Genomic DNA, 11,849 nt, shown 5'->3' with positions numbered 1-11,849 from the left:
AGCAGCATCCTCGCCGACTCCCTATGGGCGCCAGCGGCAGCCTCCGCGAGCAGTGGCCATCTGCCGCTAATGTCTGGCAACACTTGGCTTTTCACTTCTGCGGCGGCCATGGGTCCGAGACAGGAACGCCCGGTGAGCGTCTCGCCTGGGCCCTCTGCTGGAGATCTAGCGTGCCGTCCCGTTCGACCTCGCGTTCCCGAACCTCCGATCAGGCTCTCGCCACCCTGCTGGATAAGCTACGCGCCCTGCAAGGTGCCCTGGAGCAGGCCGCCGCCGAGCCGCGGCTGGATCGGCAGGCGCTCAATCCCGCCTACCGCGCCAGTGCCCAGAATCTGCTCGCCTATCTGGCACTGCGCGACAACGATCTGCATGACCTGCAACTGCAACTCTCCGCCCTGGGGCTATCGTCCCTGGGGCGCTCCGAAGCCGCCGTGCTGCCGACCGTGGCGACCCTCATCAACACCCTGGAGCGCCTGCTCGGTGGCCGCCCGGCGACGCGGCCGACGACCATGGCCGCCAACCCCCTGGCAGACCATGCGCGGGCATTGTTCGGCACGCCCGCCGCCGCGCGGGAGGTACGCATCATGGTCACCTTGCCCAGCGAGGCCGCAGACGATTATGCGCTGGTACGCGACCTGCTGGCGGGCCATATGGATTGCGCGCGCATCAACTGCGCCCACGACGAACCGACCAGCTGGACGCGCATGATCGAACACGTGCGGCGGGCCAGCGCGGAGCTGGACCAGCCCTGCAAGGTATTCATGGACCTGCCGGGCCCCAAGCTGCGCACCGGGCCCATCGCCACGGGCGTGGCGGTAAAGAAGGTCAAGCCCGAGCGCGACGCCCAGGGCCGCGTCCGCCAGCCGGCGCGGATCTGGCTGACCGGCCGCCGCCGACCGCGACCAGCGCCCTCCCCGGCGACTGCCAGCCTCCAGGTGGGCGAACGCTGGCTGAAGAATCTGCAGGCGGGCGACTGCATCCGCCTGGTGGACACCCGGCAGGCGCGGCGGCGCTGGACGGTGGTCGAGGTCGGCGATCGCGGCTGCTGGGCGGAGGCGACCAAGACCACCTACCTCACGCCCGGCCTGCGCCTGAGCGTCGATCGCGATGGACGCAGGCGGCACAGCCGCATCGGCGACTTCGCCCCGCAGCCGGGCGCCCTGCGGCTGGCCGAGGACGATCTGCTGATCCTGACCGCCGACCAGACGCCCGGTCGGCCCGCCAGCCAGGACAGCGGCGGGTGCCTGCTGACACCCGCCACCCTGGGCTGCACCCTGCCCCAGGTGTTCGCCGACGTCCGTAGCGGCGAGCCGGTCTGGTTCGACGATGGCAAGATCGGCGGGTTGATCGAACGCGCCGATCAGGACGCGCTGCAGGTCCGCATCACCCAGGCGCCGGGCGGCGCCAAGCTCAAGGGCGACAAGGGCATCAACTTTCCCCAGAGTACCCTGCGGCTGGCAGCGCTGGGCGAACAGGACCTCGCGGCCCTGGCCTTTGCCGCCGAGCATGCGGACGGCATCGAGATGTCCTTCGTCAACAGCGCGGACGACGTCCGCGCGCTGCTCGCGGAACTGGAGCGCCTGCAGGCCGAGCACCTGGGTGTGGTGCTGAAGATAGAAACCCGTCGGGGCTTCGACAACCTTCCCGCACTGCTGCTGGCGGGCATGCAGCGCGGCGGCTTCGGCGTGATGATCGCCCGCGGCGACCTGGCGGTGGAAGGCGGCTTCGAGCGCCTGGCGGCGCTGCAGGAGGACATTCTCTGCCTGTGCGAAGCGGCCCACGTGCCGGTGATCTGGGCGACCCAGGTGCTGGAAAACCTGGCCAAGAAGGGTTCGCCTTCGCGCGCCGAGATCACCGATGCCGCCACCGGGGTCCGCGCCGAATGCGTGATGCTCAACAAGGGCCCGCACATCCTCAAGGCGGTCGCCACCCTGGATGAACTGCTGGTGCGGATGCAGGGCTACAACAGCAAGAAGCGCCAGCTGCTGCGCAAGCTGGAACTGGCTTCGCCCTGGGCGGACTGATCCGCCCAGGGGCTGGTCAGGCTTAAAGCACCTGCAGGCGACCCGCTTCCAGACGCACGCGGGCGCCATAGGGCCAGGCCTGGTTTTCCGGCCCATGGCCGCTGGGCAGGCCGCGATAGAGGGCGATGCCGCGCGGCGCCAGCCATTCGGCGAAGATCTCTTCCAGCGACTGCTCGACGTTACGCGGCGGGCAGTCGGTGAAGGTGCCCAGGCAGACCGCGCCGATGCGGTGCTCGGTGAGGTTGCCGAGCAACTGGCAGAGGCTGCGCTCCAGTCGATAGTAGGGCTCGCCGACGTCTTCCAGCATGAGGATAGCGCCGTCGTGGGGGCGCAGGGCAGCGGCGGTCCCGACCACGCTGGCCAGGGTAGTCAGGTTGCCGCCGATCAGTTCGCCGGCAGGCACCTGGGTCGGGCCGGCCAGGCGCTCCAGCTGCCAGGCCGGACGGCTGCCCGCGCACAGTTCCAGGACCGATTCCAGCGAGCGGGTACGGGCCGCCTGGGTAGCCGGATCCTCGTCACGACGCCCCCAATCCAGGGCGCCCGGGCCGTGGATGGCGGTGAGACCGCGGCGGTGAAAGGCCTCCAGCAGCACCGTCAGGTCGGAATAGCCGATCAGCGGCCGGCCCTTGCTGCTGGACAGCCGCGACCAGTCCAGCCAGGGCAGCAGTTGCGCGGATCCGTAACCGCCGCGCAGGCACCAGACCGCATCCACGTCCGCCTGGCTGAAAGCCCAGTGCAGATCGGCGGCGCGCTCCTCGGCGGTACCGGCGAGATAGCGATGGCGCTTGAGCGCCTGTTCGCCCAGCACCGCTTCGATGCCGGCGGCCTGCAGTTGCTCGATCGCCACCGTGACCAGCTCTTCCTTGACCGCACCCGCCGGACTGACCAGCGCCACACGCCGCACGGGATTCATTCCAGCACCTCCACCGGCATGCCGGCTTCGATGGTGCCGCGCCCCAGGGGGATGACGTTCATGCCGAACAGCATGCGATTGTCCTGGAAGCGGTATTCGCGCAAGGCCGTGAGCGGCTGTCGATCCGGATCCTTTTCACCGGTCAGCGGATCCTGGGTGATGACGATGCAGCGCGAGCAGGGACAGGCGACGGCGAAGTCCACCGCGCCGATGCGCAGGCGCTTCCAGCCATCTTCGGCGTATGCGGGCGTACCCTCCACCACCAGATTTGGCCGGAAGCGCAGCATGTCCAGCGGCTTGCCTACCCGCGCCACCAGATCGGCCAGGGAGGCCTCGCTGGTCAGCAGCAAGGGGAAGCCGTCGGCGAAATGCACCTTCTGCCCCGGCTCGGCGAAATCGGTATTGATCTGCCGGGCATGGCTTTCGGCGATGTGCACCAGGCGGCAGCGGCGACCGAGGAAGTCGCTCAACCAGGCATCCGCCGCCGCGGCGACCGGCGCCTGCAGGGTGTCGCGCCAGATGGTCACGCCCAGTTGTTCGCCGGTGGTATCCGGCACCGTCACCTCAAGCGGCGTCCGGCCGGGCGCGCTCAGGCGCAGCCGGTCGGCAGCCAGCCAGCGCGCCTCGATGTGATTCATCTGCGCCAGCTGGCGCAGCGTCAGGAAGCGGCCGGTGTCGGCATCCACCACCATCCAGCGGCGGTCACCCACCAGGCCCAGGGCATCCACCTCGGCCTGGACGAGGGATTCCACGGCCGTCGACTTGACGGGATAACGATAGAGGGCACTGAGGTGCGACATGGGCGCGGCTTCCTGGCGGCGGAAAAAGGCCGCCAGTGTAAGGGAGGCGCCGGAGCGGCGAAACCGCGAGGATTACTCCTCGGCCAGCGCCAGGCGCCGGCGCACTTCCTCGACCAGTTGATCGGGCTGGAACTTGGAGAGGAAGGCGTTGCAGCCCACCTTTTTCACCATGGCTTCGTTGAAGCTGCCCGACAGCGAGGTGTGCAGCACCACATAGAGGTCGGCGAGCCGCGGGTCCTGGCGGATCTCGGTGGTCAGGCGATAGCCGTCCATTTCCGGCATCTCGGCATCGGTCAGCACCATCAGCAGCTTGTCAGTCAGCACCACGCCCTCGTCGGCCCAGGCCTTGAGCTTGCGCAGGGCCTGCAGTCCATCGGTGGCGACGTGGAATTTCAGATCCAGCTGCACCAGGGTGTCGCGCAGCTGGCCGATGGCGGTGCTGGAGTCGTCCACCAGCAGCACCTCGCGACCGCGGGCCTTGGCCAGCAGCGGATCGGCCAGGCGTTCCTGGGAGACCTTGACGTTGTAGGGGGCGATCTCGGCCAGCACCTTTTCCACGTCGATCACCTCCACCAGACGGTCTTCGATGCGGGTGATGGCGGTCAGGTAGTGCTGGCGTCCAGCGCCGCCGGGCGGGGCCTGGATGCTGTCCCAGTTGAGATTGATGATGCGATCGACGCTGCCGACCAGGAAGGCCTGCACCGAGCGGTTGTACTCGGTAACGATGATGGTGCTGTTCTCGTCGGGCGTGATGGGTCGCATGCCGATGGCGGCGGCCAGATCGATCACCGGCAGGGTCTGACCCCGCAGGTGGACGACGCCGCAGATCATCGGATGGCGCTTGGGCATCTGGGTCAGGCGCGGCAGCTTGAGGACTTCCTGCACCTTGAACACGTTGATGGCGAACATCTGCCGGCTGGACAGCTGAAACATGAGAATTTCCAGACGATTCTCGCCAACCAGCTGGGTGCGTTGATCGACGGTGTCGAGAATGCCGGCCATGGAAAGTCCACTCCAAAGATAATTCAGGTCACAGGCTATCGGCGGCAGCGGTCGATTCTTGAGGCCCGGAAACAGCGAAGCCGCCCAACAGGCGGCTTCGCTCGAACAGCTGCGGATCAGGCGCGTGGCAGGGTCACGCCGCGCTGGCCCTGGTACTTGCCACCGCGATCCTTGTAGGAGACCTCGCAGGCCTCGTCGGACTGCAGGAACAGCATCTGGGCCACGCCCTCGTTGGCGTAGATCTTGGCCGGCAGGGTCGTGGTGTTGGAGAACTCCAGGGTCACGTGGCCTTCCCACTCGGGCTCCAGCGGGGTGACGTTGACGATGATGCCGCAGCGGGCATAGGTGCTCTTGCCCAGGCAGATGGTCAGGACGTCGCGCGGGATGCGGAAGTATTCCACGGTGCGGGCCAGGGCGAAGGAGTTCGGCGGAATGATGCAGACGTCGCTGACCACGTCGACGAAGCTCTTGTCGTCGAAGTTTTTCGGGTCCACCACCGCCGAATGGATGTTGGTGAACACCTTGAACTCGTTGGCGCAGCGCACGTCGTAGCCGTAGCTGGACACCCCGTAGGAGATCACCCGGCTGTCGTCCGCACCGCGCATCTGGCGCTCGACGAAGGGCTCGATCATGCCGTGCTCCTGGGCCATGCGGCGAATCCACTTGTCCGATTTGATGCTCATGGCAGGTCTAGCTCCGGGGCGAAAAATTGACCGCGCATTGTATTGGATAGCGGCGCGGTCTCAAAGGCGAACGGACGAAATCAGTCGTCGCTGACGGTGATGGTCGGCATGCCGCCGCCGGCCTGGCCGCCCTGGGCGATGCGGGCGCCGACCTTGCGCGCCAGTTCCTGGTAGATCAGCGCGATCTGGCTGTCGGGATCGGCGATGGCGGTGGGACGTCCGGCGTCGGCCTGCTCGCGGATGGCCATGGCGAGCGGCAAGGAAGCCAGGAGATCCACGCCGTACTGCTCGGCCAGCTTGCTGCCGCCGCCTTCGCCGAACAGGTGCTCGGCGTGGCCGCAGTTGGAGCAGATGTGCACCGCCATGTTCTCCACCACCCCGATCACCGGGATGTTGACCTTCTGGAACATCTCCACACCCTTCCTGGCGTCCAGCAGGGCAAGGTCCTGGGGCGTGGTGACGATCACCGCGCCGGCCACCGGCACCTTCTGCGCAAGGGTCAGCTGGATATCGCCGGTACCGGGCGGCATGTCGATCACCAGGTAGTCGAGGTCGTTCCAGGCGGTCTGGGTGATCAGTTGGATCAGGGCGCCGGAGACCATCGGGCCACGCCAGGCCACCGGGGTCTTGTCATTGGTCAGGAAGGCCATGGACATGACCTCGACACCATGGGCCTGCAGCGGGATGAACCACTTCTCATCGCGCACCTCGGGACGGGTGCCCTCGGCGAAACCGAACATGATGCCCTGGCTGGGGCCATAGATGTCGGCGTCCAGCACGCCGACCCGGGCCCCTTCGCGGGCCAGCGCCAGGGCCAGGTTGGCGGCGGTGGTGGACTTGCCCACCCCGCCCTTGCCCGAGGCCACGGCAATGATGTTCTTGACGTTGCCCATGGCCTCCAGCTGCGGCTGGGCGGCGTGAGGCGCGATGATGCAATCGACCTGGATCTCGGCGGTCTCGACCCCGGGCACGTTCTCCAACGCGGTCTTGAGCACCTGGGCCAGGCCACCCTTGAACAGTCCGGCGGCATAGCCCAGCTCGAAGCGGGCGCGCACCCGGCCACCGTCCAGCGCGAGGTCGCGCAGGGCGCCAGCGCTGAGCAGGTCCTGTTCGAGATAGGGATCGTGATACTGGCGCAGCGCGGCCTCGATGGCCTCGCGAGTCGGAGCGGTCATGCGGACTCCCGGAAACAGCGGATAGGAAAGAGAAGCTGCGGCCTATGCTACCCACTGTCCTTGCTAAAGCCTATCCACGCGGCGCTACACTCCCGGCTTTCCCCTCGCCCGTGGAGTCCTGCGTGAACGCCTCTTCCCTGCACATCAGTTCCACCTTCGACAGCGGCGCCGTCGAGGTGCTGTCCCTGGCCGATCACGCGGACATCCGCCTGCGCATCCGCCCGGATACCGCCTCGCCCTTCACCCAGTGGTTCCATTTCCGTCTCGAAGGCGCCCGCGGCCTGCCCTGCCAGCTGAGCTTCGACAACGCCGGCGAGTGCGCCTACCCAGAGGGCTGGCGCGACTATGGCGTGGTCGCCAGCTATTGCGGCCAGGAGTGGTTCCGCATTCCCAGCCGCTATGACGGCAAGACCCTGAGCTGGACCGTCACCCCGGAACACGACAGCCTGTTCTTCGCCTATTTCGAACCCTATCCGGAGAGCCGTCACCTGGCCTTCATGGGCGAGGCGCAACACCATCCCGCCGTCCGTCTGGAAACCGTCGGCCGTTCGCTGCTGGGACGTTCGCTGGACCTGCTGCGCATCGGCACGCCAGGCGCTGGCAAGAAGAACATCTGGATCATCGCCCGCCAGCACCCCGGTGAGCCCATGGCCGAGTGGTTCGTCGAAGGCCTGCTGCGCCGCCTGCTCGGCCTGGGCGAACACCAGGGCGACCCGGTCGGTGCCAAGCTGCTGGAGCATGCGGTACTGCACGTGGTGCCCAACATGAATCCCGACGGCTCGGCGCTGGGCAATCTGCGCACCAACGCCGCCGGCGCCAACCTCAACCGCGAATGGCTGGAGCCGGACGAAGGACGCAGTCCCGAGGTGCTGGCGGTACGCCGCGCCATCGCTGCGAGCGGCTGCGACCTGTTCCTCGACATCCACGGCGACGAGGCCCTGCCCTATGTCTTCGTCGACGGCTGCAACGGTCTGCCCACCTTCGGCGAGCGCGAGGAAGCCGAGCAGCAGGCCTTCCTGCAGCGCTTCCAGCGCGCCAGCCCGGATTTCCAGACCCGGTACGGCTATCCCCGCGGTCATTTCGGCAGCGAGACCCTCAAGCTCGCCACCAAGTACGTCGGCCATACCCACGGCTGCCTGGCCCTGACCCTGGAGCTGCCATTCAAGGACAACGCCAACGATCCCCGCCCGGACGTCGGCTGGAACGGTGCCCGCAGCGCCGCCCTGGGCGCGGCCATGGTCAACGCTCTTTACTGGCAACTGGCCGATCTCTAGGCCAGCTCCAGTCATCGCCCATCCCCACGGATGAAACCGACCGGCCATTTCGCTATGATGGTCGGTCAATTTATCAGCGCCGCGATCCAGCCAAGACCATGACCGAGCCCCGCAAGATTCTCGTCACCAGCGCCCTGCCCTATGCCAACGGCTCCATCCATCTCGGCCACATGGTCGAGTACATCCAGACCGACATCTGGGCCCGCTTCCAGCGGCTGCGCGGCAACCAGTGCATCTATGTCTGCGCCGACGACGCCCACGGTTCGGCCATCATGCTGCGCGCCGAGCGCGAGGGCATCACGCCCGAGCAGCTGATCGACAACGTCAAGCGCGAGCACAGTGCCGACTTTGCCGACTTCGGCGTGGCCTTCGACAACTTCCACTCCACCCACGCGGAAGAGAATCGCGAGCTGTCGCGCGCCATCTACCTGAAGCTGCGCGAGAACGGCCATATCGCCACTCGGCCGGTCACCCAGTATTTCGACCCGGACAAGCAGATGTTCCTGGCCGACCGCTTCATCAAGGGCACCTGCCCCAAGTGCGGCAGCGCCGACCAGTACGGCGACAACTGCGAGAAGTGCGGCGCCACCTATGCGCCCACCGAACTGAAGGATCCCAAGTCGGCCATCTCTGGCGCGACCCCGGTGCTGCGTGAATCCGAGCACTTCTTCTTCAAGCTTCCCGACTTCGCCGAGATGCTCAAGGGCTGGACCCGCAGCGGTGCCCTGCAGGAATCGGTGGCCAACAAGATCGCCGAATGGCTGGACGCCGGGCTGCAGGAATGGGACATCTCCCGGGATGCGCCCTACTTCGGCTTCGAGATCCCCGACGCTCCGGGCAAGTACTTCTATGTCTGGCTGGACGCGCCCATCGGCTACATGGCCAGCTTCAAGAATCTCTGCGATCGTCGCGACGACCTGGACTTCGACGCTTACTGGAACAAGGACAGCACCGCCGAGCTGTACCACTTCATCGGAAAGGACATCGTCAACTTCCATGCGCTGTTCTGGCCGGCCATGCTCGAAGGCGCCGGCTACCGCAAGCCGACCGCGCTGAGCGTCCACGGTTTTCTCACCGTCGACGGCCAGAAGATGTCCAAGTCCCGCGGTACCTTCATCAAGGCGCGCACCTACCTGGATCACCTGAATCCCGAATACCTGCGCTACTACTTCGCCGCCAAGCTCTCTCGCCACGTCGAGGACATCGACCTGAACCTCGAGGACTTCGTGCAGAAGGTCAATTCCGACCTGGTGGGCAAGGTGGTCAACATCGCCAGCCGCTGCGCCGGCTTCATCCACAAGGGCAATGCCGGCCTGCTGGTGGACGCCCAGGCCGCGCCCGAGCTGGAAGCCGCCTTCCGCGCCGCCACGCCCAGCATCGCCGAGGCCTACGAGACCCGTGACTTTGGCCGCGCCATGCGCGAGATCATGGCCCTGGCCGACCGCGCCAACGCTTGGATCGCCGACCAGGCGCCCTGGAGCCTGGCCAAGCAGGACGGCAAGGCCGACGAAGTGCAGGCCATCTGTGCCCAGGGCATCGAGCTGTTCCGCCAGCTGGCGATCCTGCTCAAGCCGGTACTGCCCAACCTGACCGCCGCCGCCGAGGCCTTCCTCAACGTCGCTCCCCTGACCTGGGCCGACCTCGACACCCGCCTGGCCAATCATCAGCTCAACGCCTTCCAACCCCTGCTCACCCGCATCGAACCCGCCAAGGTGCAGACCATGATCGACGCCTCCAAGGAAGACCTGGCTGCCCAGGCCGTCCCCCAGCCCGCCGGCAATGGCGAACTGAGCAAGGCCCCGCTGGCCGAGACCATCGACTTCGATACCTTTTCCAAGGTCGACCTGCGCATCGCCCTGATCGAGAAAGCCGAATTCGTCGAAGGCGCCGACAAGCTCCTGCGTCTGACCCTGGACATCGGCGATGCCAAGCGCAACGTCTTCTCCGGCATCAAGAGCGCCTACCCGGAGCCGAGCCAGCTCGAAGGCCGCCTGACCCTGTACGTCGCCAACCTGGCGCCGCGCAAGATGAAGTTCGGCGTCTCCGAAGGCATGGTCCTGGCCGCCGGCCCCGGCGGCAGCGAGATCCACCTGCTCAGCCCCGACAGCGGCGCCAAGCCCGGCCAGCGGGTGATGTGACAGCGACGGCGCCGAGAGCCTGCTCAAAGGCGAGCGAGCTAGCGACAAACAAGGCGAACATGGCTGAGGAAGCGGAGTTTACAAAGCGTAAATGAGCGTTCCGAAGCCATTTTCAACGCAGTTTGGCCGACGCGCAGCCGACTTTGAGCAGGCTCTCAGGGCGCCGTTCTTCCTCCAGCCCCGACCCTGATCATGAACGCTCACGCCACCCTCATCACCGCCATCGACGCCCTGCTGCCGCAGACCCAGTGCGGCAAATGCGGCCACCCCGGTTGCCAGCCCTATGCGGCGGGCATCGCCGCGGGTGAGGCGCACAACAAGTGCCCGCCCGGTGGCGCGGCCACCATCCTGGAACTCTCGACCCTGCTCCAGCGCCCGACGCTGCCCCTGGACTCGCCTTATCCGGTCACACCCAGCCAGCGCGCGGTGATCCGCGAGGATGAATGCATCGGCTGCACCAAGTGCATCCAGGTCTGCCCCACCGATGCCATCCTGGGCGCGGCCAAGCTGATGCACACGGTGATCGAGAACGAATGCAGCGGTTGCGAGCTGTGCCTGGCACCCTGCCCGGTGGACTGCATCGATCTGGTGCCCGTACCCGCGCCGGTCGACCGCCAGGCGGAGCGTCAGCGCGCGCAGTACTATCGGCGCCGCTTCGACGCCCGCCAGTCCCGCCTGCAACGGGACCGCGAACGACTGGACGCCGAGCGCCAGCGCCGTCAGGTGCCACCTGCGACCGCCACGGCTGCGGAGCCCCTCGCCACGGCGGAATCCTCGCTCAAGCCGCTGAAGATCGCTGCCGCCATGGCGCGTGTCGCCCTGCAGAAGGCCGAACGGCAATTGGTCCAGTACGGTACGCCCGCGTTGGAAACCCAGGTGCAGCAGTTGCGTGAAGCGGCCCAGCAGGCGCAGACGGCCCTCGACAGGGCGCAGCAGGGGCCCGCCAGCGCCAGTGCTCCGGCCCTGGCGCAGCCGGCCGCCGACCCCGCTGCGCTCAGGCAGGCGCGGATCGCTGCCACCCTGGCACGCGCCCAGCTGACCAAGGCCGAGCGGGCCTTCGGTAGCGAGCCCACACCCCCGCAGAGCGCCCAGCTGGAAACCCTGCGCAGCGCCGCTCAGCAGGCGGCTCACCACCTCACGGCCCTGGAAGAGCGAACCGACCGATGAATGCCGCCAAACGCCTGGAGATCTTTCGCCGGCTGCACGAGGACAACCCCGATCCCAAGACGGAACTGGCCTACGCCTCGCCGTTCGAGCTGCTGATCGCGGTGATCCTCTCGGCTCAGGCCACCGACGTCAGCGTCAACAAGGCCACCGCCCGCCTCTATCCGGTGGCCAACACGCCCCAGGCCATCCTGGACCTGGGCGTGGCGGGATTGTCGGAGTACATCAAGACCATCGGGCTCTACAACAGCAAGGCCAAGAACGTCATCGAAACCTGCCGGCTGCTGCTGGAGCGCCATGGGGGCGCGGTACCCGAGACCCGCGAGGAACTGGAGGCCCTGCCCGGCGTGGGGCGCAAGACCGCCAACGTAGTGCTCAACACCGCTTTCCGTCAGCTCGCCATGGCGGTCGATACCCATATCTTCCGCGTCAGCAACAGAACCAACCTGGCACCGGGCAAGAACGTGGTGGAGGTCGAGCTCAAGCTGCTCAAGGTGGTGCCGAAGGATTTCCTGCTGGATGCCCACCACTGGCTGATCCTGCACGGCCGCTATGTCTGCCAGGCGCGCAAGCCCCGCTGCGGCAGCTGCCGCATCGAGGATCTCTGCGAATACAAGGCAAAAGCCTCTGACGATTGAAAAAGGGCGCACCAAAGCCCTTTGGCGATTGAAAAAAT

9 protein-coding genes and 1 pseudogene are annotated in these 11,849 nt (G+C 66.9%); 5 read left to right on the top strand and 5 right to left on the bottom strand.

What is annotated here, in order from left to right; translation table 11 throughout:
• Window positions 1-170 precede the first annotated feature (170 nt).
• The gene (locus QE444_RS11695; RefSeq protein ID WP_309738646.1) at window positions 171-2,024 is read left to right on the top strand and encodes a pyruvate kinase; all 1,854 of its coding nucleotides are present in this window, start codon (window positions 171-173) and stop codon (window positions 2,022-2,024) included.
• Between the two features lie 22 nt (window positions 2,025-2,046).
• On the opposite strand, the gene QE444_RS11690 is transcribed toward QE444_RS11695, so the two are convergent.
• The 5 genes from QE444_RS11690 to apbC all read right to left on the bottom strand — a co-directional run bounded on the left by QE444_RS11690 (window position 2,047) and on the right by apbC (window position 6,597).
• The gene (locus QE444_RS11690; RefSeq protein WP_285389446.1) at window positions 2,047-2,937 is read right to left on the bottom strand and encodes an LD-carboxypeptidase; all 891 of its coding nucleotides are present in this window, start codon (window positions 2,935-2,937) and stop codon (window positions 2,047-2,049) included.
• Window positions 2,934-3,737 carry an MOSC domain-containing protein gene (locus QE444_RS11685; RefSeq protein ID WP_309738641.1) on the bottom strand — a complete coding sequence of 268 codons (804 nt, stop codon included), beginning with the start codon at window positions 3,735-3,737 and terminating at the stop codon, window positions 2,934-2,936. Before QE444_RS11685 ends, QE444_RS11690 begins: the two co-directional genes overlap by 4 nt.
• Before the next feature lie 72 nt (window positions 3,738-3,809).
• The gene (locus tag QE444_RS11680; protein ID WP_273809473.1) at window positions 3,810-4,739 is read right to left on the bottom strand and encodes a chemotaxis protein CheV; all 930 of its coding nucleotides are present in this window, start codon (window positions 4,737-4,739) and stop codon (window positions 3,810-3,812) included.
• Window positions 4,740-4,855: 116 nt separating this feature from the next.
• Window positions 4,856-5,422: a dCTP deaminase gene (gene dcd / locus QE444_RS11675; protein ID WP_007162761.1), complete on the bottom strand. Its 567-nt coding sequence runs from the start codon at window positions 5,420-5,422 to the stop codon at window positions 4,856-4,858.
• A gap of 80 nt (window positions 5,423-5,502) precedes the next feature.
• Window positions 5,503-6,597: an iron-sulfur cluster carrier protein ApbC gene (apbC, locus tag QE444_RS11670; protein WP_309738636.1), complete on the bottom strand. Its 1,095-nt coding sequence runs from the start codon at window positions 6,595-6,597 to the stop codon at window positions 5,503-5,505.
• A 122-nt stretch (window positions 6,598-6,719) separates the two neighbouring features.
• On the opposite strand from apbC, the gene QE444_RS11665 reads away from it, so the two are divergent.
• The 4 genes and pseudogenes from QE444_RS11665 to nth all read left to right on the top strand — a co-directional run bounded on the left by QE444_RS11665 (window position 6,720) and on the right by nth (window position 11,811).
• Window positions 6,720-7,871 (top strand): M14-type cytosolic carboxypeptidase, encoded by a 1,152-nt coding sequence (locus QE444_RS11665; RefSeq protein WP_309738634.1) that lies wholly within the window; start codon window positions 6,720-6,722, stop codon window positions 7,869-7,871.
• A 98-nt stretch (window positions 7,872-7,969) separates the two neighbouring features.
• Window positions 7,970-10,009 (top strand): methionine--tRNA ligase, encoded by a 2,040-nt coding sequence (gene metG, locus QE444_RS11660; protein ID WP_285389456.1) that lies wholly within the window; start codon window positions 7,970-7,972, stop codon window positions 10,007-10,009.
• Window positions 10,010-10,180: 171 nt separating this feature from the next.
• A pseudogene (locus tag QE444_RS11655) lies at window positions 10,181-11,176 on the top strand (RnfABCDGE type electron transport complex subunit B); the annotation flags it as partial.
• Window positions 11,173-11,811 carry an endonuclease III gene (gene nth, locus QE444_RS11650; protein ID WP_309738633.1) on the top strand — a complete coding sequence of 213 codons (639 nt, stop codon included), beginning with the start codon at window positions 11,173-11,175 and terminating at the stop codon, window positions 11,809-11,811. The pseudogene QE444_RS11655 and the gene nth, both read left to right, overlap by 4 nt.
• Window positions 11,812-11,849 lie beyond the last annotated feature (38 nt).

This window comes from Pseudomonas sp. SORGH_AS_0199, from assembly GCF_031453735.1.
In the GTDB taxonomy this organism is placed as follows: Bacteria; Pseudomonadota; Gammaproteobacteria; order Pseudomonadales; family Pseudomonadaceae; genus Chryseomonas; species Chryseomonas aestiva.
The sequence above is the reverse complement of the archived record's forward strand: the minus strand, read 5'-3'. Positions and strand labels throughout refer to the sequence as shown.